The sequence below is a fragment of the Paenibacillus rhizolycopersici genome (genome assembly GCF_014947195.2).
Classification (GTDB): domain Bacteria; phylum Bacillota; class Bacilli; order Paenibacillales; family Paenibacillaceae; genus Fontibacillus; species Fontibacillus rhizolycopersici.
In genome coordinates, this window is record NZ_JADCNN020000013.1 from 105,423 (window position 1) to 129,444 (window position 24,022).

Annotated in this window: 20 protein-coding genes; 16 read left to right on the plus strand and 4 right to left on the minus strand. The window is 53.9% G+C overall.

The window, feature by feature from the left end; all coding sequences use genetic code 11:
- Positions 1-2: 2 nt before the first annotated feature.
- Together IM700_RS15105 and IM700_RS15110 are read right to left on the minus strand one after the other, a co-directional pair.
- Positions 3-1,550, minus strand: a complete 1,548-nt coding sequence (locus tag IM700_RS15105; RefSeq protein WP_193415352.1) for a spore germination protein — start codon at positions 1,548-1,550, stop codon at positions 3-5.
- Between the two features lie 18 nt (positions 1,551-1,568).
- Positions 1,569-2,678: a GerAB/ArcD/ProY family transporter gene (locus tag IM700_RS15110; protein WP_239483926.1), complete on the minus strand. Its 1,110-nt coding sequence runs from the start codon at positions 2,676-2,678 to the stop codon at positions 1,569-1,571.
- Between the two features lie 146 nt (positions 2,679-2,824).
- Between IM700_RS15110 and IM700_RS15115 the strand changes: the two genes are divergently transcribed.
- From IM700_RS15115 to IM700_RS15170, 12 genes are all read left to right on the plus strand, one after another.
- Positions 2,825-3,115, plus strand: a complete 291-nt coding sequence (locus tag IM700_RS15115) for an alpha/beta-type small acid-soluble spore protein (protein ID WP_155608154.1) — start codon at positions 2,825-2,827, stop codon at positions 3,113-3,115.
- A 25-nt stretch (positions 3,116-3,140) separates the two neighbouring features.
- Entirely contained in the window at positions 3,141-3,905 is a 765-nt protein-coding gene (gene glsA, locus IM700_RS15120) for a glutaminase A (RefSeq protein WP_239483927.1), read from the plus strand.
- Positions 3,906-4,051: 146 nt separating this feature from the next.
- Positions 4,052-5,365 (plus strand): ABC transporter substrate-binding protein, encoded by a 1,314-nt coding sequence (locus IM700_RS15125; RefSeq protein ID WP_193415354.1) that lies wholly within the window; start codon positions 4,052-4,054, stop codon positions 5,363-5,365.
- 80 nt (positions 5,366-5,445) lie between these two features.
- Positions 5,446-6,228: a Nif3-like dinuclear metal center hexameric protein gene (locus tag IM700_RS15130; protein WP_193415355.1), complete on the plus strand. Its 783-nt coding sequence runs from the start codon at positions 5,446-5,448 to the stop codon at positions 6,226-6,228.
- Between the two features lie 14 nt (positions 6,229-6,242).
- A complete protein-coding gene (locus IM700_RS15135) occupies positions 6,243-8,318 on the plus strand; it encodes an alpha-glucuronidase family glycosyl hydrolase (protein ID WP_193415356.1) in 2,076 nt (691 codons plus the stop codon).
- A gap of 110 nt (positions 8,319-8,428) precedes the next feature.
- Entirely contained in the window at positions 8,429-9,391 is a 963-nt protein-coding gene (locus IM700_RS15140) for a carbohydrate ABC transporter permease (RefSeq protein WP_193415357.1), read from the plus strand.
- Positions 9,388-10,230, plus strand: coding sequence for a carbohydrate ABC transporter permease (locus tag IM700_RS15145; protein ID WP_155608159.1), 843 nt, complete (start codon positions 9,388-9,390; stop codon positions 10,228-10,230). The genes IM700_RS15140 and IM700_RS15145 overlap by 4 nt, the downstream gene beginning before the upstream one ends.
- Positions 10,231-10,326: 96 nt before the next feature.
- A complete protein-coding gene (locus IM700_RS15150) occupies positions 10,327-12,129 on the plus strand; it encodes a sensor histidine kinase (RefSeq protein ID WP_204801166.1) in 1,803 nt (600 codons plus the stop codon).
- A 52-nt stretch (positions 12,130-12,181) separates the two neighbouring features.
- Complete coding sequence (locus IM700_RS15155) at positions 12,182-13,801, plus strand: response regulator transcription factor (protein WP_193415358.1); 1,620 nt, start codon at positions 12,182-12,184, stop codon at positions 13,799-13,801.
- Positions 13,802-13,823: 22 nt separating this feature from the next.
- On the plus strand, positions 13,824-14,927 hold the full coding sequence (locus IM700_RS15160; protein ID WP_193415359.1) for a Gfo/Idh/MocA family protein: 1,104 nt from the start codon (positions 13,824-13,826) through the stop codon (positions 14,925-14,927).
- Between the two features lie 24 nt (positions 14,928-14,951).
- Entirely contained in the window at positions 14,952-16,025 is a 1,074-nt protein-coding gene (locus tag IM700_RS15165; RefSeq protein ID WP_193415360.1) for a Gfo/Idh/MocA family protein, read from the plus strand.
- Between the two features lie 74 nt (positions 16,026-16,099).
- Entirely contained in the window at positions 16,100-16,864 is a 765-nt protein-coding gene (locus IM700_RS15170; protein WP_193415361.1) for a MerR family transcriptional regulator, read from the plus strand.
- A gap of 65 nt (positions 16,865-16,929) precedes the next feature.
- Here IM700_RS15170 and IM700_RS15175 read toward each other — a convergent pair whose 3' ends face one another.
- Positions 16,930-18,159, minus strand: coding sequence for an aminopeptidase (locus IM700_RS15175; protein ID WP_193415362.1), 1,230 nt, complete (start codon positions 18,157-18,159; stop codon positions 16,930-16,932).
- A gap of 488 nt (positions 18,160-18,647) precedes the next feature.
- Between IM700_RS15175 and IM700_RS15180 the strand changes: the two genes are divergently transcribed.
- The 4 genes from IM700_RS15180 to IM700_RS15195 all read left to right on the plus strand — a co-directional run bounded on the left by IM700_RS15180 (position 18,648) and on the right by IM700_RS15195 (position 23,117).
- Entirely contained in the window at positions 18,648-19,796 is a 1,149-nt protein-coding gene (locus tag IM700_RS15180) for an NAD-dependent epimerase/dehydratase family protein (RefSeq protein ID WP_193415363.1), read from the plus strand.
- 18 nt (positions 19,797-19,814) lie between these two features.
- Positions 19,815-20,990, plus strand: a complete 1,176-nt coding sequence (locus IM700_RS15185; protein ID WP_193415364.1) for a glycosyltransferase family 4 protein — start codon at positions 19,815-19,817, stop codon at positions 20,988-20,990.
- Between the two features lie 235 nt (positions 20,991-21,225).
- The gene (locus tag IM700_RS15190) at positions 21,226-22,773 is read left to right on the plus strand and encodes an acyl-CoA synthetase (RefSeq protein WP_418888790.1); all 1,548 of its coding nucleotides are present in this window, start codon (positions 21,226-21,228) and stop codon (positions 22,771-22,773) included.
- 74 nt (positions 22,774-22,847) lie between these two features.
- Positions 22,848-23,117, plus strand: a complete 270-nt coding sequence (locus tag IM700_RS15195) for a hypothetical protein (RefSeq protein ID WP_155608168.1) — start codon at positions 22,848-22,850, stop codon at positions 23,115-23,117.
- A gap of 80 nt (positions 23,118-23,197) precedes the next feature.
- On the opposite strand, the gene IM700_RS15200 is transcribed toward IM700_RS15195, so the two are convergent.
- Positions 23,198-23,650 carry a MarR family winged helix-turn-helix transcriptional regulator gene (locus IM700_RS15200; RefSeq protein ID WP_155608169.1) on the minus strand — a complete coding sequence of 151 codons (453 nt, stop codon included), beginning with the start codon at positions 23,648-23,650 and terminating at the stop codon, positions 23,198-23,200.
- Between the last annotated feature and the right edge of the window lie 372 nt (positions 23,651-24,022).

The window sequence follows — 24,022 nt, forward strand, 5'->3', positions numbered from 1 at the left end:
TTTCACTCCTTTTCCGGTTTCTGCCGGGGGGGTTGGGGTTTGAGAGACTTCTTTTGCCGTAGCCGGTTGTTACCGGCAATGCCGTCGGGACGGGTACGCATGCTCCATAATGGAAAGCGAATGAATACGTCCTTCATATTCGTCCAAATCAAGGGAGCGACCGGCATGAGGTACGGCACGCCAAACGAGCGTAGGGAAGCAAGGTGAATGCAAAGCAGCATCAACCCGACCATGACACCGTACAGTCCCAAGGTTCCTGCCAGCAACATCAACGCGAAACGGATAAGTCCCACGGTGACCGACAGGTTCGGGGACGGGATCACGAAATTCGAGATCGCCGTAAAAGAGACGATGATGACCATAGCGGCGGAAATTAGGCCAGCCGCCACAGCCGCCTGACCCAGTACGAGCGCCCCCACGATCGATATCGCTGAGCCGATCGCTTTCGGCATGCGAATTCCCGCCTCCCTTAGCACTTCGAACGTAATTTCCATCAAGAACGCCTCGATCAGGCCGGGGAGAGGAACGCCTTCTCTTTGGGCGACCAAACTAACCAGCAGGGTTGTGGGCAGCATTTCCGGGTGATACGTCGTCACGGCGATATATAATGAGGGCAGCAACAGAGAGACGAAAAAAGCGCCGAAACGGAGCAAACGCAGGAACGAAGCGATGTAAAACCGCTGATAATAATCCTCGCTGGAATCGAAAAAAGTAAAGAAGGTGACGGGGGCAAGCAGCACGAACGGAGAACCGTCAACGACGATAGCGATTTGTCCCTCCAACAAGCCAGCCGTCGCAGCATCGGGACGTTCCGTGTTAAAAATCGTAGGGAAAGGGCTTAACGCCGCATCTTCGATAAATTCTTCGATATATCCTCCCTCCAGGATACCGTCGGTTTGGATCCGGTCGAGGCGTTCTTGAATTTCACGGACAACGGACTCGTCCGCAATGCCTTCAAGATATAAAACAGATACGTTGGTTTGGGTTTGCTCTCCGATAACTTTGTTTTGGATGCGGAGATTCGGCGATTTTAGCCTGCGGCTGATTAAAGACGTATTCGTACGCAGGCTTTCCGTGAATGCTTCCTTTGGACCGCGGATCACATTTTGCGTTGTTGGCTCTGTGATGCTTCTTCGTTCACCGCCGGATGTGCCTGACGCGACGGCTTGTGGATACCCATTCACGAGAATGACGGTATCCCCCTGCATGATTTGCTGCCACAGCGATTCCATGTCCTCCACGATAACAGCAGGCCCTGCAGCAGAAGCGCAGTTTTGAATCGCAGCGAATCTTCCCGCCGAATCCCCGGCATGGGCGGATAGGACGTTCATGAGTGGGTGAAGCAGCGATTCGTTGATCGATGTGAGGTCGACAAGTCCATCGATATATACTAGTGCGCATTCCATTTGGTTCCTGTTTCCAGGAACATGAAAAGAACGGATCACAAGATCCGAACGTTTGGTGGCAGCGGCCCGCAGGCTATCCAGATTATCTTCCAGCCGCAAAGCTAATGGATGAGGCGAGGCGTGTTTCTCCTTGCGCTTTTGCATTACGTCGTTCTCTCCTTTTCATTCATTTTGAGGAGCGTCCCGTTTGCGTTTGAACCCTTGTGTAAGGAGCATGACCAGCAACAGGAGGATAGGCAAAACGATCTGAAAAATCGGAAAATGAAATTTCAGGTTGTGTTCAAAGCCAAATTGGATTTGCTCCATATAGCTTTTGAACATTCTGGCTCCGGCAAAGATAGCTATACCTACGGGAACGACCATTACTTGGCGTTTTACTTTGAACAACTGCGCCGCGGCCAGAACCGCCGCCAAATAATAAGTCGCCTGCTTGAAGAAAACACCTCCGAAGAGCAGCAAGCTAACGAACGGATCCATCCGTTCCAGAATGCCGCCGATTTCGATCAAGCTGGTCCCAAACATGAACGGGATGATATAGGCCCCTGACAAATCACCTAGTACGGCGATAATCAGCACATTGGTAAGAACGATAAAAATGCCGGAGAAGGTATAGGAAATCAGGGTAAACTTTTTGAAGTCGTTAAACTGGGTGACATGTTTCCAGAAGATAAGAAATACGACCATTTCCCCGAAAGGAAAAGAGATGACTTCAGGGACGGCGGCGTTCCATATCGGCATCCATCCCTGTTCGATTAGGGGCAACAGTTGCTTGAGATTAACAAGACCGGAGACGATCATAAGGCCAAACAACACAAGATAGATCAACAGCAGCCAGGGAAGCACTAATTGTCCTACCCGAAAGAATACTTCGATGCCTTGGATAATGGCGTAAGCCCCAACGGCCAACAGCACAATCATCACGACGTCCAGCGGGGTTCCGGGCAGCAGGTACAAAATGACCAAATCTCCGAACTCCCTCACGTTACGAACCGATTTGTAAATGAAATATCCGACGTAAGCCAAGCCTACCGTAAAACCGAGGTATTTGCCGAAATAACGAGTCAGTATTTCAATCAGATCCCAATGTGGGGCGCGACTCTGAATCGGCATCGTGATAAATATCAGGATGCCCATCCCAAGGATCATCGCAATGGCGACAGAGATCCACGCATCATGTTTGGCTTCACTGGCCAGCAGAAATAATGAGGAACTACCGATTTGAAACAAGATGACAATCGAAGCAAGTTGGCCAACGCTAATTTTTTCGTGCAAAATAACTCCACCTCCTACACAACTCATAAACAATGATCCTACTATTACCAGATTCCGCTAAATTTATGAAGAAAGGTTCACCGGATGGGGGGCCAGTAAACAGGGAATCCTATTGGATAATTCTCACTTGAAAGCGAGGGATATCCATGGTACAAACAAAAGGGAACGGCGGAAATGGCCAGCAGGATTCGGATCCGGCGGTTCGACTTAGCCGGTTCAAGGCGGAAGTGATGATGCGCGAGGGGTACAACATCAACCCGGAGCGGCCGGATGACGTGAAGTATGAAGTGGCCAAATCGTTAGGCGTGACGCTCAGGGAAGGCGATAATGGCGATTTGACTTCGGCGAAAGCCGGCAAGGTAGGCGGCGCGATCGGCGGTTCGATGGTCAAGGAGATGATCCGCTTAGCGAAGCAACGCTTGAACGATCAGCCGTAATTTAGAATGGGGGTTCGCCATGGTCATGAACGAATGGGATCAACTGAAGCAGAGCATTTCGAAGGTGTTTACGTTGATTCTAGCGCTCATGGACCATGGGGAAGCCGCCGTATTTTCCAAAGTAGGGATGGAGCCAACTGGCGACCATTTCAACTCGATCATGAAGCTGGAGCTGGCGCAGCCGGCGATACCGTTTAATCCGTTGATCAACGCCGGCGCGATCGTGGTCTCCTCGATGATCAAGGGGGCGAATGCGGAGGAGAAATCGGCGCGCATTCTGGATTTTTTTCGGGAATTGGCCGGAAATTCCGGTTTGAATTACGATGAACAAGTTTACCGCTCAGAGTCGGAGACGGGACATTTGAACCGATCGATGGCTTATTTTTTGCTGGATAAAGGGATCTTGGGCTGCGGCGTGGAAGAGGTGCTGGACATCTACTTCCGCCACTGCTCGATCAAGGTCTGCTGCGAGGATCTGGCTCGGATGGCTCTGGTGCTGGCATTAGACGGAACCGATCCTTTGACGGGAAAGACGCTGATCCCGCGGCGTTACGTGCAGATTGCCAAAACGTTTATGGTCACCTGCGGGATGTACAACGGCTCCGGCGAATTTGCCATCAGCGCGGGGCTGCCGGCCAAGAGCGGCGTGTCCGGCGGGATATTGACGCTAGTGCCCGGACGATACGGGATAGGAGTCGTAGGCCCGGCTTTAAACCCCAAAGGCAACAGCATCGCGGGGGTGCAGTTGATCGAGCGGCTGTCGCGAACCTTGGATTGGAGCTTATTTTAAATAAGGAAAGGGCAGGTTTAGGTGAATCGACATTATCGGGTAATTTTAAAACAAATCGTGCATTGCTCTCATACCCACTTCCATTCGGAGTCGTTACTATAAAGGTTGTAAAGCAGATACTTACGATTCAAATGGGAGGGTTATCAATGTTCAAATGGAAGCGTTTACTGACGGCGCTGGTGGCAGTTACCCTGGTCGGGTCGCTGGCTGCCTGCGGTGGCGGAAACAACAATGCGGCAGAGCCGACGGGAGCAAAATCCGAAGGCAATGCGGCAACAGGATCGGGGAATGAACCCGTCAAGCTACGGATCATGTGGTGGGGGTCTCAGGAACGGCATGAAGCAACTTTGGCTGCCCTTGATTTGTATACGAAAAACAATCCGAACATCACGTTCGAACCGGAATACTCCGGTATGGACGGTTATTTGGACAAGCTGTCCACACAAGCGGCAGCGAAAAACGCGCCGGACATCGTTCAGCTCGATCCAGGTTGGGCGCCGGATTGGGCAAACCGCAAGCAACTCGCTCCACTGGATGCGGTTGATGTGTCGAAGATCGACCCAAAACTGTTAGCCGGCGGACAGCTGGACGGCACGCAATACGCCGTACCTCTGGGTTCCGTTGCTTTCGGGATGATTTACGACAAAGCGGCGCTGGATAAGCTGGGCGTCAAAAATCCGGAGAACGGCTGGACTTGGGATGATTTCTTCGCGCTGGCGAAAGAGTTGAAAGGCAAGCTGCCAGACGGTCAATATTTCACAAAGGATTATGCGGCCAACTACTTTATGTACTCGGCTTATCAGTACAGTAAAGGCAAAGGCATGGTCATTACGGAAGACGGGAAGTTCAACATCGATGAAACGTCCTTCCTGGAATGGACCAAGCATTTCGAGGAGCTTCGCAAGGAAGGGCTGGTACCGCCAGCGGACGTCAACTCTTCTGACAAAGAGTTTGACCCGCAAATGGACCTGATGGTCGCAGGGAAAATCTTGTTCCGTTATAGCTTCTCCAACAACTACAGCGCATGGGACAGCATTAAGAAAGGCGCTTACGCGTTGGTAACGATGCCGCGGGCGGAAGAAGCCGGCGGTTGGCTGAAACCGTCGATGTATCTGTCAGTCTCCGACAACTCTGAGCATAAAGCCGAGGCGGAAGCGTTCATCAATTGGTTCGTCAATGATCCTGAAGTGGCGCAAATTCTGAAGACATCTCGGGGCTTGCCGGTCAACAAGGACAATGCAACTGCGCTGGAATCCAGCATGAGCGACGTCGACAAGGTCGGCATGGGGCTGCTCCGCGCGACCGAGATCGACGGTCAAACCTGGACTGCCGGTGCAGGTGGTTGGACGAATTACATCGATAAGGATTTCCCGCTGGTGCACGATCAATTGAGCTTTAACAAGATCACGCCGGAAGAAGCCTACAAGCAGCTGAAAGAAGCGGCTGCGGCTTACGAATAAGACGTTCGATCCCAGCCCGGAACCGGATTCCCGTTCCGGGCTGATTTTTACCGAGGTGAGGGGAAGGGGGCGCGGAGATCATGTACCGGATTCAGGATATTCTGGATCGGCTGATGCCGGCGGAATCGATAGAGCAAACCGTCGACGGTCTCGTTATCGGCAGGCCGGATGAGGAAGTGCGAGGGATCGCCGTCACGTTTATGGCGACGCAGGCGGCCATTGAACAGGCGGTTTCGCTTGGAGCGAACTTGTTGATTTCGCACGAGGGGGTATTTTACAGCCATCGCTCAGACGGAAATACGTTGAAAGAGGACCCTGTCGTCTGGCATAAGAAGCATCGGCTGGAGGAACTGGGTCTCGCGGTGCTACGGTACCATGACGGTATTCACCGGGAGACGCCGGACGGCATCACGTCCGGGCTGATCGAGGAACTCGGCTGGCAGGACGCGGTGTGCGAATACCAACCAGCTTCCGCGGTACTGGAACTCCAAGCCGCAACGCTTGGTGAGGTCGCTCGCTTGCTGAAAGTGAAGCTAAACCTCCCATATGTACGGTTCACGGGCGATCCGTTGATGCTGTGCCGCAAGGTGGGAGTGCTGGTCGGTTACCGGGGCGGCGGCGAACTGGCGATCCCGCTGCTCAGGGAAGTTGACCTGATCATCGCCGGGGAAGGCCCGGAATGGGAAACGCCGGAGTACGTACGTGACGCCGTTTATCAAGGCAAGAGCAAAGCGATCATCTTCCTGGGCCATGGTCCGAGCGAAACGCCCGGAATGAAACGGCTGGCCCGCGTGCTCCGCGTTGCCTTTCCATCCCTTCTGGTTCATGTGATCGAGAATGAACCGTTATTTCATTGGATCTGACAGGGGGAGAAACCATGAACAAAACAACCGCAAAAGCGGAATATGGATATGACGCTTGGCTACGGTACCGAAGCATCGAACCGGGTGAGCGACGTGAAGAGTTCAACCGATTTAGCGGCATCGTCGTCGAGGGAACCGATGAACCGTTGGCACATACTGCGGCCCGGGAGTTGTCCAGAGGATTAAGCGGGATGCTGGGGCGCGAGGTCTCTGTCCTGGAGCACGCAGGGGATGCTCCTTGCTTTGTGCTGGGGCGGTTGGGACGCAGTCCGATCATCGATGGCATGTTCCCGGAAGGGGAGGCTAGCTTGGGGCTGGGACGGGAGGGGTATGCTCTACGGCATGAGCCCGGTTCCGGGCGGATCGCCATCGGCGCAGATAGCGACGCCGGTTTGCTGTATGGCGCATTTGATGTGCTGCGCCGCATCGGTACCGGACAATCGCTGAAAGGGTTAAATATCGTGGAACGTCCGGTGAATGGGCTCCGGATGCTGAATCAATGGGACAATATGGACGGAAGCATTGAGCGTGGGTATGCCGGTTCCTCGATTTTTTACGAAAAAAACCGATTCACGCAGAACCTGGAGCGCCTTCGCGACTACGCGCGGTTGCTGGCCTCGACGGGCATCAATGCGATTGCCATCAACAACGTGAATGTGCACCGGATCGAAACCGAGCTGATTACAGAGGCGTTATTGCCAGAGGTAGCCAAGGTGGCCGAAATCTTCCGCATGTACGGCATCAAGCTGTTCCTCAGCATCAATTACGCGGCCCCGCTGGAAATCGGCGGGTTATCTACCGCCGATCCGCTTGAACCGGAGGTTGCGGCCTGGTGGCGCGAACGCGCAGCGGAGATTTACCGAACGATCCCGGACTTTGGCGGGTTCTTGGTGAAGGCGGATTCGGAGAACCGGCCGGGACCGTTCACCTATGGGCGGGATCATGCCGACGGCGCCAATATGCTGGCCGAGGCGCTGGAGCCTTACGGCGGGCTCGTGATCTGGCGATGCTTCGTTTACAACTGCAAGCAGGACTGGAGAGACCGCAAGACGGATCGGGCACGGGCCGCCTACGATCATTTCGTCCCGCTGGACGGGCGATTCAAAGAGAACGTCATCTTGCAGGTCAAAAACGGTCCGATCGACTTTCAGGTGCGCGAGCCGGTATCGCCGCTGCTGGGCGCGATGCCGTTGACGAACCAAATGATCGAGTTTCAGGTCACCCAAGAATATACCGGGCAGCAACACCATGTCTGCTATCTCGTACCCCAGTGGAAGGAAGTACTGGACTTTGACAGCCATCTGAAAGGCGAAGGATCGACCGTCAAACGGATCGTGGACGGTACGTTGCACGCCTCCCGTTACAGCGGATTCGCCGCAGTATCGAATATCGGCTGCGACGCCAACTGGACCGGGCATTTACTGGCACAGGCCAACCTTTACGGGTACGGGCGGCTGGCTTGGAATCCGGAGCTTAGCGCCGAAGGCATTGCGGATGAATGGATTCGGCTGGTATTCGGCAGCGACGAGCGGGTGATCCAGGTCATTCGCGGCATCCTCATGGATTCCTGGAGCATTTACGAAAAGTATACCGCCCCGCTGGGCATCGGCTTTATGGTGAATCCGAACCACCATTACGGTCCTAATGTGGACGGTTATGAATACTCGATGTGGGGGACGTATCATTTCGCAGATTGCCGCGGTATCGGCGTTGATCGGACGATCGCGACGGGAACGGGTTACACGTCACAATATGCGGAGCCGAATCAAAGCCGCTATGAAACGCTGGAGACTTGTCCGGACGAGCTGCTGCTCTTCTTCCATCACGTTCCCTACACCCACGTGTTGCAATCCGGCAAGACGGTCATCCAGCATATTTACGATACCCATTTCGAAGGGGTCGAGCAAGCCGGGAAGCTGGCGGAGCTGTGGGCGGGATTGTCCGGCCTGATCGAAGAACCGCTGCATCGGCAGGTCGCTGAGCGATTGGCGGAGCAGGCGGAGCATGCCAAGGAATGGAGAGATCAAATCAACACGTACTTCTACCGTAAAAGCGGCATTCCCGATCAGCAGGGTCGACGGATGTATTGATTTTTTCGTGATATTTTATAAGATTTCGAGGATTCCTCTTCTACAACCGGCCGCGGGCCCGCCCTATACTTGAGTTATAAGCACTCAGAAACTGCAGAGGTGAAGCAAGCATGAAAAGTTCCGCGGCCTTGGCCGTCAAAGACGCGCCAGGAATCAAGAAGCGCCGGCAATTCCTGAAAAGATGGAATGCCCCGGTCGCCGGCTATTTATTTATTTCGCCGTGGTTGCTCGGTTTTCTCGGGTTGACCGCGTACCCGCTGATTTTATCGCTTTACTATTCGTTTACGGATTACACGCTGTTGGAGCCGATCAACTGGGTAGGCACCAAAAATTACGAACTGATCTTTACGGCGGATTCCAAGTTCGTCACCTCGGTCAAGGTTACGTTCCTGTACGTTTTGGCTTCGGTTCCATTAAAGCTGATCGCGGCGCTGCTTGTCGCCATCGTGCTGAACCGGGCGGTGCGGGGAATTGGGTTGTACCGCACGGCGATTTACTTCCCGTCGCTGATCGGAGGCAGTATCGCCGTATCGTTGCTATGGCGTAATATTTTTGGCGTGGACGGCATCTTCAACAAAATCATCGGAGCGTTTGGCCTTGAGGGGAAAGGCTGGATTACCAGTCCCGATACGGCGTTAAGCACGTTGGTTCTGCTTACGGTCTGGCAATTTGGTTCGTCGATGGTCATTTTCCTGGCAGGCCTCAAGCAAATCCCGGGCGATCTGTACGAGGCTTCCGCCGTGGACGGCGCCGGCAAGGTTCGCCAGTTCTTCAACATCACGCTGCCGATGCTGTCCCCGGTCCTGTACTTCAACCTGGTCATGGGCGTCATCAACGCGTTCCAAATGTTTACTTCGGCGTTTGTCATCACGAACGGCGGCCCGATGAACTCGACTTATGTTTATGCGCTCTACTTGTACGAGCGGGCGTTTAGCCGGTACCAGCTTGGTTATTCCTCGGCTTTGGCCTGGATTATGCTGATCATGATCGTTGTGGCTACGCTGATCATCGCAGGGACTTCGAAATACTGGGTGTTCTACGAAACGGAACCGGAAGGGAGAAAAGCCAAATGACTTTCAAATGGAAGCCGCTGATCCGGCACTTCTTCATGATCTCGTTCAGTCTGGTGATGGTCTATCCGGTGCTTTGGTGGATCGGCGCGTCGCTCAAAACAAACGGCGAGCTGGCTTCACCGAATATTTTCCCTTCGGTCCCGCAGTGGAGTAACTTCGTTAAAGGCTGGAATTCGGTGCCTGGCCATTCCTTTACCGATTTCTACCTGAACACATTTGCCCTGGAGGCGGCGGTCATCGCAGCGACGCTGGTATCCAGCACGCTTGTCGCGTTTGGGTTCGGGAGACTGAATTTTCCTCTGAAAAACCTCTGGTTCTCCTTGTTCATGCTCACTTTGATGATGCCGGGGCAGGTATTGATCATTCCGCAATACGCCTTGTTCCACCAACTTGGCTGGGTGAACACGTATTGGCCGTTTATCGTGCCGCATATGCTTGCAGGCGGCGCGGGCGGGACGTTCTTCGTCTTCCTGTTGATCCAGTTCGTACGCGGCATTCCGAAGGAGCTGGATGAATCGGCGAAAATCGACGGATGTTCCTGGTTCGGCATTTACTTCCGGATCGTCATGCCGCTGATGGTTCCGGCTATCGTGACCGTAATGATCTTCTGCTTCCTTTGGAACTGGGACGATTTCCTCGGACATCTGCTGTATCTCAACTCGGTGGATAAATACACGGTCAGCCTGGCGCTGCGGATGATCAACGATTCCCAGTCGGCTCAGGAATGGGGGCAACTGCTGGCGATGTCGCTCGTATCCATCGTTCCGGCTACCTTGATCTTTATGTTCTTGCAAAAATACTTCGTCGAGGGGATTGCCACAACCGGAATAAAGGGATAGGGACGGCGGACGGCCAATTATATAACGGTAAAGCGTGATTTTCCTTCGCGGCTTTACCGTTTTTTCCTTACACCTGAAGGGAGTGCAGTCTTGAGCATGACGAATCCGTTCAAGAAGTTCCGGATCGATAGTTTATTCTTTCGCAGTTTTGCCATCTTTATCGTAGCCGTATTAGCCTGTATTGCCTGGGCCAGCTACCGCATTTCGTCCAATGAGCTGGCGAAGACCAGCTCCCATTATCAGCAGCTGCTGCTGGACGAGCTCAACAACGAAATCACCACCCGGTTGGTGACGATCGAGCAAATCTCGTTGTCGACATCCCGCGATAATGAGCTCATTACGTTTCTGCGCGACCGGCAGGACGAATACGACCGGCATCGCCGGTCCGTCAGCGTGGAGCGTGCCTTAGCCAATCTGACTTATTCGATTCCGATCATTCAAGGAATCGACTTATATATGGAGCGTCCGCTGCGGGGGGACGCCAACAGCTATATCCAATTCCGCGGTTTAGGCGATCTGGCCAAACAGGAGTGGGCGGTGGCGCTCGACAAGAACGACTTTGCCTGGTCCCGTGAGCATGAAATTCCCAGCTTCCAAGGGAATGTGCGAGTGCTTAGCTTCGCGCGTAAAATTGTTGAAGAGGACAAGTACCTCGGCGTGCTGGTCGTCCACGTCAAAGCGAAGGAGATCGAACAGCTGCTAGCCGGGCATTCCGCGCCGGTCAACCGGATGATGATTGACACTTTGGGGCAGCAGACGGTGAAAACCGGTCAGGTGCCGGAGCATACCGAGCTGTCCCAGTGGATCGACGTGAAAACCGACCAGTCCGGGTATATGCATATTCGGGGCCAGCGGGAGCTGGGCGACTCGCTGCTGGTGTATTCCAAGATGCGCGATTCCCATTGGATGCTCGTGGAAATCACGTCCTGGAGCGAAATTACGAAAGGCAGCTTTCGACTGGCGCTGGTCATCGGCATGATAGGAGTTATCGCCATTTTGTTGGCATTGCTGCTGACTCTCTACTTAAGCCGCCAATTTACGAAGCCGATCAAGAGTCTCGTCATGGCGATGCGTCAGTATTTTGTGGGAGGCGGTGGCCCTGCCGGCAGCGGTGGTCATCCCGTGGATCTGCCGGACGATTACGAGAACGAATTTGGTTATCTCTTCGATGGGTACCGCAAGCAGATGGAGCAGATCGAAGAGCTGTACCGCTCGCTGCAGCGGCGGTATGAACAGCAGCGTAAGGCGGAAATCGAAGCGCTGCAGGCCAACATTAACCCTCATTTTCTGTACAATATGCTGGATCAGTTGAATTGGATGGCGATTGAAGCAGGGCAAGACGAGCTGAGCCGGATTCTCGAGCTGATGGGGCGCATGTTCCGGATCGGCTTGTCCAACGGCAATAGCTTCATTACGATCGACGAGGAGCTGGAACATATCCACTGCTATCTGGAGATTCAACAGCTGCGCTGGCAAGCCGGAGGCGGGGGAGAGTTGGACTACGTTATTGATGCGCCGCTCTCCATTCAGGAGTTGTTTATCCCGAAGCTGACGCTGCAGCCGTTCGTGGAAAATGCCATCGTCCATGGGTTTAATGGACGTTCCTGCGGCAAGGTCTGGATCAAACTGGAGGAGCAGCCGGATTTGCTTACCATTACGATCGAAGACGACGGCGCTGGACTGAAACAGGCCGTAGACCGCGAGCGTAAACGGCGGACCGGAGGGTATGGCGTCCGCAATGTGAGGGAGCGGATTGCCGGTTACTTTGAAGGCGCTTACGGCGTGGGATTATCCGAACGTGCGGAAGGCGGCACCCGTGTCGTCATTACGCTGCCGAAACTGCCGGAACCGCCGGTGCCCCCGCTTGGTGAACCGATAGAACCGGGGCCAGCCGCGTGAGCGGGACTCTCGTAAAGATCATCTAGGAGAACAGCCAAGGAGGTAATTGAGGATGTGGAAAATCGCCATCGTCGATGATGAACGCCAAGTGCTGCAAGGTATGAAACGCGCCATTCCGTGGGAACAGCTGGGGGCGGAATGGGTTGGAGAGGCGCTGAACGGCGCGGACGGGCTGGATGTGGTTCGTCAAACCGAACCGGATATCGTGATCACGGACATTTACATGCCGGCGATGAATGGCATCGATATGATCGAACAGCTGCGCAAGGACGGGTATGACGGTAAGGTCATTATTTTCAGCGGCTATTCGGACTTCGAACATGCACGGCAAGCGCTGCGCTTTAATGTCAGCGACTACGTCTCCAAACCGATTAGCGTGCCAACGCTGAAGACGATCTTAACCAAGGTGATCGGCGAGCTAACCGAGGAGGAAGAGAGCCGGCAGAAGCAAGGCGAGATGGAGCGTAAGCTCAGCTTATATGAACCCTTCATCGAAAAAGAGTGGGTCCGTTCGGCCGTCGTTGGCACGCTGGACAGCTCCTATCGGGAAGCGGGTCGGCTGCCGGAGCCCTATCGGTATTGGACAAATTTCAGCCATGTCACGATCGGCATCGACCTGGTCCGGGATGCGCGCGTCAGTGAATTTTCTTTGTCGGACTGGAATCTGTTCCGGTTTGCGATCCGCAATATCGCTTGCGAGGTAGCTCGCAAAATGTTCAGTTCCGTGGAATATACCGAACTGCACAGTACGAGGGCGGTGTTGATGGTCCATCCGCGGCCGGAGGAACCGGCGGAGCTGTTAGACAAGAAGCTGCATGAGCTGGGCGTGAAGCTGATTAATGCGATCAAATGTTATCTCAAGCTAGTCGTACGAGTGGGGATCGGAGGCGTTAAGCGGCAATGGCTTCAGATTCCGGAGTCGACGGAGGAAGCGTTCCGTGCCATCGAGTTAAGGGCGGGACGGCGGGATCCGGCCTACGCGCTTTACGCTTATCAAGAGGACGAAGACGATTACGCGTTCGCGGACAATTTGTTTTCGGTCAAGTTCTATGTGGAATTGGCTTCCGCGTTGAAAGCGTCTCAGGAAGCGGAGGCCAAGAAGCTGGTTGCGGATTACATGAGCCGGTTGGAGCTTCAGAAGGCGATGACGCCTGAATCGGTGCAAATCCTCGCCAGCGAGCTGTGGGGGGTATTTACGTATTGTCTCTATGAAGCCGGCGTATTGCTTAATGATCTCGTGCCCGGCGAACAGATTACGAAGGAGCTGGTTGGTTTGACCGGTCCGGAGCAGCTCACGGAATGGCTGTCGGACAAAATCACGCTCATCTGCAGCAGCCGCCAATGGCGGGGAAACAACAAACACCGGCAGGTGGTGGATTACATGACCGGTTATATCCATGAGCATTATGCCGAGGACATCACGTTGGCGGAGTTGTCGGAGAAGCTCTACATTTCACGCAACCACTTGTCGATCATTTTCAAAAACATCACCGGCGAAACGTTCAACAACTATCTGACCCGGGTTCGAATCGAAAAAGCACGCGAACTGCTGTTGCAGCGTACGATGCTCGTCTATGAGGTGGCTGAGCGGGTCGGCTACAAGAACGTGCCCTATTTCAGCACTTTGTTCAAAAAAATTACCGGCATGAACCCAACCGATTTGATTAAATAGACAACCAGGGGAGAGAGAAATAATGATCAATGTCGCCCTTGTCGGCACCGGCTCGATTGCCGTAACGCATCTTGAGGCATTTACCCGCTTTAGGGACCGCTGCCGGATCACGGCGCTGGTTGATCGGAGCGGAGAGAAGGCGCAGAAGCTGAAGGAACGTTTTAACCTGGATTGCGAGATTTATTCGGATTACGAGGAAATCGTGAACTCTGATTCGGTGGATTTGGTGTCCCTGTGCACCCCTCCGTCTACCCACGCAAGTCTAGCTTCGGCATTCCTGTTGGCGGGCAAGCATGTCTTGGTCGAAAAGCCAATGGCCCCCTCGCTGTCTGAATGCGACCGGATGCTGGAGGCGGCGGCTAGAGGCCATGCACTCTTGTCCATCGTCGGACAAAACCGTTTCTATGACCCGATCCGCCAGGTTAAACAGGTAATCGATACCGGATTGGCGGGCCGCATCGTCCATGCCGAGGCTAATTCCTATTGGTGGCGCGGTCGCAGCTATTACGATGTCGAATGGCGGGGAACGTGGGAAGCTGAAGGCGGCGGCTGTGTGATGAATCATGCGGTGCACCATCTGGATTTGCTGTTGTGGATCAGAGGGATGCCTTCGGAAGTCCTAGCGGTAACCGCCAATACGTCGCACGGCAATTCGCAGGTTGAAGACTTGTCTATCGCGATCCTTAAGTTCCCGGACGGTAGTCTGGCTCAAGTGACCAGCTCGGTCGTCCATCATGGCGAAGAACAGCGGCTTGTCTTTCAGGGGGAGCACGCCAAGGTGGGAATGCCGTGGCAGGTATACGCATCAGCCGAAGGGGATGGTGGTTTTCCGCAGCGGAATCCGGACCTGGAAGCGGAAATCCAGCAAGTGGCCGCAGAGGTCGTACCGCTGAAATATACCGGGCATGCCGGGCAAATTGACGACGTGCTGCGCGCCATTGAAACGGGTACCCGGCAGGTACTGATCGATGGAAATGAGGGACGAAAAACGATCGAGCTCATCATGGCGATTTACGAATCCTCCGCAACCGGGAAGCCGGTTTCGTTGCCGCTGCCGAAGGATTCGATCTTTTACGCGCAGGAGAGCATTCTCAGGAAGGCGCCTCGGTTTCACCCGATGGCGTGAAGAACGCGAAGGAGGGGAGCAAGCATGCCGGTTACTTTCAGTCTCATCGGCGGGGCGGGCTTTCGGGCTCAATATTATTTGCGGATCGCTCAGGCGCTTCCGGATCGATTTCAAATCGGAGGTTTGGTCGTCCGCGACGAAATGAAAGCGCAGGCGATGGAGCGACAGTGGGGCGTGCGGACCTACCGCTCGGTTGAAGCTCTGCTGCAGCAGGAGCAGCAGGACTTTATCGTGTTATCGGTCAGCGGCTCGGAGATGCTGTCCTATCTGCTGCAACTGGCGGAAACGGGAATTCCCGTCCTCTCGGAAACGCCGCCGGCGTCCGACCTTGCCGGGCTGGAGTTGCTTCACTCGCAGTTAAGAGGGAGAGGTGCAAGGATCCAGGTTGCGGAGCAATATCATTTACACCCGATCCAGCAAGCCCGGCTCCAGTTGATCGATTCGGGACGGCTGGGACGAATCACTGAGGCAACCGTGTCCATCTCTCATTTGTACCACGGAGTCAGCTTGATTCGCCGGCTGCTGGGAGTTACCTTCGAAGAAGTGCGAATTCGCGCAATGCGTTTTGATTCGAATTGGGTGCAGGGGCCGACGCGCAGCGGTCCGCCTGGGGAAGATCGACTTGTCCCCTCCGTTCGGGAGCTGGCCTGGCTCGATTTTGGCGATCGGCTGGGGATTTACGATTTTACTCGCGACCAGCATCGCTCCTGGATCCGCTCCAATCATTGCTGCATCCGCGGCGAACGCGGGGAAATCTTCGATTCGCGGGTATTGATCCAGCAAGAGAATACGATTCCCCTGCAGATGGAGCTAAAGCGGGTTAATAAGGGCGAACAAGAGAACCAGGAAGGGTATCATCTGCAAGGCATATTGGGCGGAGAACAGTGGTTGTATACGAATCCGTTTGCGCCGGCCAGATTATATGATGACGAGCTAGCCATAGCGGCCTGTCTGGAGAAGATGGGCGAATATGCTCAAGGCGGTCCCGCTTTTTATGAATTATGGGAAGCGGCGCAGGATCATTATCTCGGGATGATGATAGAACGCGCGATCCTTACCGGGGAGACGGTGGTTGCCGCACGCCCGAGTTGGGGCTAAAATTTCTTATAAAAAAAGAGTTGACCTTCACGTTACGTCAACGTTTATCATGAGTGTTGTCAGGAGGTGAGCACATGGAATACACCATTCAGAAGCTGGGCCGGCTTGCCGGAATTAGCACCCGGACGCTGCGTTATTACGATGAGATCGGTATTCTGAAGCCGGCAAGAACGAATTCGTCGGGGTACCGCATCTACGGTCAGCGGGAAGTGGATCTGCTGCAGCAGATTTTGTTCTATCGGGAGCTGGGCTTAAGCCTTGAGGCTATCCGGTCGATCGTCACCGATCCCGGTTTTGATGGTCCCCGTGCGCTGAAAGAACACCGTAATCAACTCCTTGACAAACGCATGCAATTGGACGCCTTAATTGCCAATGTGGAAAAAACGATTGCGTCGCAGGAAGGGAGAATCTCAATGAGCGATCAAGAAAAATTCCAAGGATTCAAAAAACAGCTGATCGAGGAAAACGAGCAGAAATATGGCCGGGAAATCCGCGAAAAATACGGGGAAGATCAGGTCGAGAAGTCCAATCGGAAGCTGATGAACATGACGGAAGAGGAATACGAGAAGGTGACGCAGCTGTCGAACGAAGTAAATGCTACTCTGGCTGAGGCCTTCAAGACGGGCGACCCCGCCGGCGAACTTGCCCAGAAAGCCGCTGATTTGCATAAGCAATGGCTGACGTTCTATTGGAGCGAGTACAGCAAAGAAGCTCATGCCGGGCTGGCTCAAATGTACGTGGATGATGAGCGCTTTAAAGCTTATTATGATAAGGACCAGTCAGGTATGGCCGAGTTTCTGCGAGATGCGGTTCAGATTTACACCGGGATGAAATCTTAGGGAAACATAAAGCTCTCCTTTCCGCTTGGCGGAGAGGAGAGCTTTTTCGTTACGAATGGGTTGGTTTACGCCCAGTTCCCTTGGCGGAACACCGGCTCGATCGTGCCATCCGCCAGCTCGCCGTCGATATCGAGCTCCGCGGAGCCGATCATAAAGTCGACATGCGTTAGGCTGACGTTGGCGCCTTTGGCAAGCAATTCTTCTTTGCTTAGCTTGGCGCCGCCTTCGATATTAACGGGATAAGCGCTGCCGAGAGCAAAGTGGCAGGAGGCGTTCTCGTCGATTCCGGTGTTGTAGAATATCCGGTTCAACCGGGAGATCGGCGAGTCGTGCGGCACGAGGGCAATTTCGCCAAGATGCATCGCCCCTTCGTCCGTATGGAGCAGGTTTTCCATATGCTCCCGGCCGGATTTCGCGTCATAACGGACCACTTTGCCGTCCTTGAACGTCAGCGTCAGACCTTCGACGAGCTGGCCGTTCAAATTCAGCGGCATCGTGCTGGCTACGGTACCGTTCACACCGGTGCGATGCGGCATGGAGTAAATTTCCTCAGTTGGCATATTAGCGACGAAATAGTCGCCGGCCGCGTTGTAATCACCGCCGCCCAGCCATAAATAACCCTCGGGCAGCTCCACCTGAAGATCGGTGCCCGGAGCGCGGTAATGCAGCTTCTTGTACCGCTTGGCATTCATATGTTCCTGTCTTTCCTTCAACTGCTTGATATGCTCGTGCCAAGCGGCGATCGGATCCTTGCGGTCGACGCGGTTCATGTGGAATACCGCCTCCCACATGGCCGGGATTCGTTGTTCTTCGGGCAGATCGGCAAACACTTTGTTCGCCCAGGCCTGGGTCGGGGCTTTGATCAGCGACCAGGTGATCCGGTTGTTGCGCGTTTGGGCGGAATGCTTCTCGCGTGCTTTGGCCGCCGCTTTGACCGCGGTGGACACTTTGGATGATGAGATGCCTTGGAACAGCTCGGGATCCGGCACCTTAACCCGCAGGATCGCGCCGCCTTCCTCCCCGAATTGTTCCGCCATGTCTGCGAGCCACTGCGGATAATAGGACAAGGATTCGTCCGACGCGTGCTCGTAGCGGATGCGCGTCGTTTGCTCGTCCTCCCAGTCGACGTGAACGTATTTGGCTCCCGCATCGTAGGCTTTGGCCACCAGCAAGCGCGCAAAGTCCACGGTTTCCAGCGGCGCCGTAAGCATCAAGTTTTGGCCGGGCTGGATATTGACGCCAACCCGGATAACCAATTCAGCGTATTTTTCAAGAAGAACCTCGAAAGCTTCCATAGTTGTGACTCCTCCCGTATCGTTTATTTTCCTATGTACAAACAATCCTTATTGTAGCATGAACGGGCGGGGAGTGAAAAAAGATGCCGAGAGCACTCCGCTAATCGCTAACGGAACTGAGAGACGTTATTTAGCTGCAAATACGAAACTATGAGCTCTAACGGAACGAGGAGACCTTATTTCGTCGAAATTGGCCCCAGCAGCTGCCTTTTTAGGCGAATAGCGGCTTCTAGTTCCGTTAAATTGGGAAATGACTGAGAAATACTCAAATAGCGGCTCTACGTTCCTTTAGAAAGAAGCTAGAGAGATAATGTATAGTCACGGCAGAGTTCTTTGACTTGTTAGCGGAGTTTGGAAGCGAATGGTGCTGTGAGTTTATACGCAACGAGGAGACCTAATTTGGGTCCGGTCAGTTTATACCTCCTTAATATTCGGGTGTTATGTTTAACCTAAATTTATTCATGACGTCATGAAGGAGGTCGATTTCGATGCGCTTGATCGTAGCGGGCGGCGACGGTTTTTGCGGGTGGCCGACGGCGCTGTACTTATCCAAACGTGGACATGAGGTGGCCATCATCGATAATATGGCAAGACGCAAATGGGACGAGGAGCTGCGCTCCAATTCCTTGACCCCGATCGCTTCGCTGCAGGAGCGGGTGGAACGCTGGAAGGAGCTGACGGGACGAACGATCCGCGTGTTCAACGGCGACTTGAATCATTATGATTTTCTGGCCGAAGTGATGCGCCAGGTGCGTCCGGATGCCTTCGTGCATTTTGCCGAACAACGCTCTGCTCCTTACTCGATGATCGACCGCGAACATGCGGTGTTCACCCAGGCCAACAATGTCATTGGGACGTTAAATGTCGGCTATGCCATTCGCGAGTTTGCCCCTGATTGTCATTTAATCAAGTTGGGGACGATGGGGGAGTACGGAACCCCTAATATCGACATCGAAGAAGGCTACATCGAAATCGAACATAACGGCCGCAAGGACGTGCTGCCTTATCCGAAACAGCCGGGTTCCTTTTATCACCTGTCGAAGGTGCATGACAGCCACAACCTGATGTTTATGTGCCGAGTTTGGGGCATCCGGGTGACGGATTTGAACCAAGGTGTCGTTTATGGCTTGCATACGGAGGAAACCCAGCTGGATCCGCTCCTAATCAACCGTTTTGATTACGATGGAGTGTTTGGGACGGCATTAAACCGGTTTCTCATCCAGGCAGCGATTGGGCATGATTTGACCGTGTATGGGAGTGGCGGGCAAACCCGGGGATTTCTAAACATCACGGATACGGTGCGATGCATAGAAATTTCGGCGAATCATCCGGCGGATTGCGGAGAGTTCCGCGTGTTCAATCAGTTTACGGAGGAGTTCTCCGTGCTGGATTTGGCCGAGAAAGTGAAGCGGGTGGCGGAGCGTGAAGGATACCCTGTGGGCATCGCCCATTTGGAGAATCCGCGGATCGAAAAAGAAGCCCACTATTACCACGCCAAGAACACCAAGCTGCAGGAGCTGGGACTCGAGCCGAATCTGTTGACGGACGAGGTGCTGCTGGATATTTTTCGTACGGCCGTGCGATATCAAGACCGCGTTGTGAAGGATAATGTGCTCCCCAGCGTAAAGTGGGGATAACAAGGAGGCGAGCCGTCTATGAAGATCGCGATGGTGACGGAGACGTTTTTTCCGTCGACGAACGGGGTCGTTACTCGGTTAACGCACTGCATTCGTTGGCTTACACGGCAGGGCCATGAAGTGATCGTTATTGCACCCGACCAAGGTGTTGGGGCTTTTGCGGGGGCACAAATTTACGGCATCCCGTCATTTCGCTTCTTCCTTTACCCCAATCTTCCCCTTTCGCTGCCTGGGCGCAAGGTGGGCAAGCTGTTGCGCGCGTTTTCGCCGGATGTAGTTCATGTGGTGAATCCGGCGATGTTAGGCGCCGCCGGCGTCTGGTTCGGACGCCGCTATCCCCTTGTTGCTTCCTATCATACCCACGTTCCGCAATACGCCGATTTCTATAAGTTGCCTTGGCTGAAGCCGGCGTTATGGGGCTATCTGCGTCTGCTGCATAACCGCGCGGACCTGAACCTCTGCACGTCGGAGGCCGTGCGGGGGGAGCTTGAAGCGCGGCGGTTTCGGAACGTGAGGCTATGGAAGCGGGGCGTCGATCCGGAGCTGTTCGGCCCGCATCGACGCAGCAAAACCATGCGCCTGCGGCTGTCCGGCGGGGAGCCGGAGAAACGGCTCCTGCTGTACGTCGGCCGCCTGGCGGCGGAGAAGGAGATCGAGCGGCTGCGCGATCTCCTGACCGCTTCCAGCGGATTCCGGCTAGCCGTCGTTGGAGACGGCCCGCATCGCCCTGAGCTGGAAGCTTATTTTGCCGGTACGGGCACCGTGTTTACCGGCTTCCTGCACGGGACAGAGCTCGCGGAGGCGTATGCCTCGAGCGATGTGTTTGCGTTTCCGTCGGCCACGGAAACGCTGGGGCTGGTGCTGCTGGAGGCGATGGCCTCGGGCTTGCCCGTGATCGCCGCCGCCAGCGCGCCCACCCGGGAGCAGGTCGCCGAAGGGACGACCGGCTTCCTGTACGAGCCCGGCGCAGCGGACGGGCTCGTAAGGGCGGCGCAGCCGCTGCAAGACGGCGAGCGGCTGCGCCGGATGGGCGCCGAGGCCCGGGCAGAGGCGAGCCAGCTGGGCTGGGATGAACCTAGCCGCCAGCTGTTGGAGTTGTACCGCCAGGCCATACTGGAGCGCGAGCTGCGACGAGCAGGGACGCTTAAACGGAAACGAATCAATAAAGCCGCGAACAAAACCAATAGCCAATAAGGTATAACCCCGTGTCTTCACGGGCTTTTTTTTACTTATGACGGGGATTGTCATTTTATTGGCACACTTGGATAAGGCTGATTTTAGAACCTGGTACTATTACGTGGTATAATGAGTTCCATAGATGAGTTTCTCATATAAATAGAACTCGATACGGTGAGTTTTGAAGGGGATTGGTAATTTGAAACCATATGAACAGTGGATCGCTCCCGAATACTACAATGTTACCGCGGAAATGGAACGTCATGATCCTGAAAAAATCGCACTAAAATGGCTCAGTGAACAAGGGGAGTACGAGGAAATTACGTATGGAAAGTTGGTGGCTATGGCCAACCGTTTAGCCGGCGGATTAAGTGAATTGGGATTGCAGCCAGGTGACCGCGTGTTGGTAATGATGCCCCGACATATTATGGCCTATGCGATCTACCTGGCTTGCTTGAAGTTGGGAGTGACGATCATTCCATCTTCGGAAATGCTGCGGGCGAAGGACCTGGCTTACCGTCTGCGTCATTCTGAGGCGCGTGCAGTAGTCGTATGGCATGGCGTGACGGCGGAGGTCGATAAGATTGGCGATGACTTGCCGTCGCTCGCCTTCCGCTTATTAGTAGGTTCCGACGCACAGAAGGACACGCACTCGAACGGCTGGACCCCGATCGAAGCCCTGATGGATGGGCAGCCGGATACTTTTGAAGCCGTCAAGACGCATCGCGATGATATGGCTGTGTTGGCCTATACTTCCGGAACGACAGGAAATCCGAAAGGCGTCATGCACAGTCATGGGTGGGGGTATGCGCATTTACGTATTACGAGATCCTGGCTGGATATCCGGGACGACGATACCGTATGGGCAACGGCGGCACCGGGCTGGCAAAAGTGGATTTGGAGCCCGTTTCTGTCGGTTCTGGGGAACGGTGTGACGGGATTCGTGTATCATGGTTCTTTCCAAGCGGGGCGGTATTTGAAGCTCATTCAACAATACGGCATCCGGGTATTATGCTGTACACCAACGGAGTATAGGATCATGTCAAAGACCGATGGACTCGAGCATTACGATTTGTCCGGTCTACGCAGCGCCGTTTCAGCTGGGGAACCGTTAAACCAGGAAGTGATCCGCAAGTTCAAAAATGTGTTTGATATCACGATCCGTGACGGTTATGGTCAAACGGAAAGTACTCTTTTGATCGGAAACCTGAATGACACCCCGATACGGCTCGGCTCGATGGGCAAAGCCATTTCACCGGGCGTAGTGGAAATCGTTGACGAGGAAGGTTTGCTTCTGCCAACCGGAGTCGTAGGGAATATTGCGGTTCATGTCGACATGCCCGCCTTGTTCAAAGCGTATTATTTGGATCCCGAACGGAGGGAGCTGAATGTTCGCGGCTCTTATTTTGTGACTGGGGATCGGGCACAAAAAGACGAGGAAGGGTATTTCTGGTACGAGGGACGCGGGGATGACATTATTATTAGCTCCGGTTATACGATCGGCCCGTTCGAAGTGGAAGAGGCGTTGATGAAGCACGCGGCCGTGAAGGAATGTGCGGCGGTAGCGAGTCCGGACGAACTGCGCGGTCATATCGTCAAAGCCTTTGTAGTGCTGAAGGAAGGTGTCCGGGGCAGCGCTGAATTGGTAAAAGAACTGCAAGCCCATGTTAAAACATGGACCGCGCCCTACAAATATCCGCGTCAAATTGAATTTATCGATGATTTGCCGAAAACCAACACAGGGAAAATCCGCCGTGTGGAGCTACGTGAGAGGGAGGAACAGGCTTTTCGGCAAAGATGATATGGCTTAGCGTCGTGCATGATTTCAGCCTTTTCTTCGCATCCTAAGAGCATTATCGCTAGAGGAGGCTGAACATGGAAAACCCGTTTTCCAGCATGCAATCGCAAAACCCCATCTCACTCGCGCAGCAGTCGGTCAAAAAAGCGCATCGTGCGGTAACCCAGGCTCAATCGCATCCTAGTGAAGAAACGGTGGAGGGCGCCCGCAACGCTATCGAAAAAGCGGAGAACGCCATCGCCCAAGCTGATGGCCGAATGAATCCCGAGCCGATGGAGCGAGCTAAAGAGGATTTGGCCGAAGATCAGGCGGCATTGGCGGAAGCGGAGAACCAATTGAATTCATGAATATTTGACGAATGGCGAAAAGCCGGCAGCGAATTCACGGTAAGGTGTGAATCGCAAGCCGGCTTTTGTTTGTTGGTGAATTAGCAACCGGTGACCGGAGCGCAGCACTTACTGGACTTGGCCATGGCATCGTTAAATAGCTTAACGGAACGGAGGACGGATTCTTTTTCAAACTCGCTCATATAGGAAAAGACCTCATCCAGATATTCATTCATCTGCGTATCTATGGTCGTAGCGATGAACTTGCCTTCGGTAGTCAGTGATAAGGTTTGGACTCGGCGATCGTCGGGGTCGGTCGTTTTCTCTACCAGGTTCAGCTTCGTTAGAGATTGGATCTGGCGGCTAAACGTCGTAATATCCGTACCGAGTGCGTCGGCGATCTGCTGCATGGACGGTTTATGGCGATGGTCGATCTCATATAAGATATGACTTTGAACCAAGGAGATGTCGCAGCCACCTACGGTGCAGCAATTCCGGTTTAGTAGTCCGAAACGACGGGTCATGATTTGGAACAACTCACGTGGATTCTCCATTTGTGTAACTCACCCCTTGCTTCATTTATAGCATCAATTGTTTGCAAGATGCAAGTTTTTAAAGGGCGAACGAATTACTTTTGTTTGATCACGCTTGGAAAGATTTGCTCCTTGCACGTTAACTTGCGAGAATGATATATTAGTTATCCGGCCCACGGAAGTCATCGCAAATTAATGACCTTGAAAGGGACGGAGCGGAGCTGGAACGTACAAGTGATGAGATAGTTTGGAAAAACTTACGCCTTGAACCCAACCTCGTTGATATGATATATTAGATGTCCTGCCGGATGAACGGTAGGCGGTAAGCGAAATGGAAGGATTTACTTCTTGCAATTAAGCTTGCTGAAGTGATATGATATAAAAGTTGTCGCC

Bases quoted from the DNA above. Each gene is read 5' to 3' on its own strand.
- IM700_RS15140 (WP_193415357.1), top strand. From the start codon at position 8,429: ATGAAAAGTTCCGCGGCCTTGGCCGTCAAAGACGCGCCAGGAATCAAG.
- glsA (WP_239483927.1), top strand. From the start codon at position 3,141: ATGAACGAATGGGATCAACTGAAGCAGAGCATTTCGAAGGTGTTTACG.
- IM700_RS15130 (WP_193415355.1), top strand. From the start codon at position 5,446: ATGTACCGGATTCAGGATATTCTGGATCGGCTGATGCCGGCGGAATCG.
- IM700_RS15150 (WP_204801166.1), top strand. From the start codon at position 10,327: ATGACGAATCCGTTCAAGAAGTTCCGGATCGATAGTTTATTCTTTCGC.
- IM700_RS15165 (WP_193415360.1), top strand. From the start codon at position 14,952: ATGCCGGTTACTTTCAGTCTCATCGGCGGGGCGGGCTTTCGGGCTCAA.
- IM700_RS15160 (WP_193415359.1), top strand. From the start codon at position 13,824: ATGATCAATGTCGCCCTTGTCGGCACCGGCTCGATTGCCGTAACGCAT.
- IM700_RS15180 (WP_193415363.1), top strand. From the start codon at position 18,648: ATGCGCTTGATCGTAGCGGGCGGCGACGGTTTTTGCGGGTGGCCGACG.
- IM700_RS15125 (WP_193415354.1), top strand. From the start codon at position 4,052: ATGTTCAAATGGAAGCGTTTACTGACGGCGCTGGTGGCAGTTACCCTG.
- IM700_RS15115 (WP_155608154.1), top strand. From the start codon at position 2,825: ATGGTACAAACAAAAGGGAACGGCGGAAATGGCCAGCAGGATTCGGAT.
- IM700_RS15195 (WP_155608168.1), top strand. From the start codon at position 22,848: ATGGAAAACCCGTTTTCCAGCATGCAATCGCAAAACCCCATCTCACTC.
- IM700_RS15145 (WP_155608159.1), top strand. From the start codon at position 9,388: ATGACTTTCAAATGGAAGCCGCTGATCCGGCACTTCTTCATGATCTCG.
- IM700_RS15190 (WP_418888790.1), top strand. From the start codon at position 21,226: ATGGAACGTCATGATCCTGAAAAAATCGCACTAAAATGGCTCAGTGAA.
- IM700_RS15200 (WP_155608169.1), bottom strand. From the start codon at position 23,650: ATGGAGAATCCACGTGAGTTGTTCCAAATCATGACCCGTCGTTTCGGA.
- IM700_RS15105 (WP_193415352.1), bottom strand. From the start codon at position 1,550: ATGCAAAAGCGCAAGGAGAAACACGCCTCGCCTCATCCATTAGCTTTG.
- IM700_RS15175 (WP_193415362.1), bottom strand. From the start codon at position 18,159: ATGGAAGCTTTCGAGGTTCTTCTTGAAAAATACGCTGAATTGGTTATC.
- IM700_RS15135 (WP_193415356.1), top strand. From the start codon at position 6,243: ATGAACAAAACAACCGCAAAAGCGGAATATGGATATGACGCTTGGCTA.
- IM700_RS15170 (WP_193415361.1), top strand. From the start codon at position 16,100: ATGGAATACACCATTCAGAAGCTGGGCCGGCTTGCCGGAATTAGCACC.
- IM700_RS15155 (WP_193415358.1), top strand. From the start codon at position 12,182: ATGTGGAAAATCGCCATCGTCGATGATGAACGCCAAGTGCTGCAAGGT.
- IM700_RS15185 (WP_193415364.1), top strand. From the start codon at position 19,815: ATGAAGATCGCGATGGTGACGGAGACGTTTTTTCCGTCGACGAACGGG.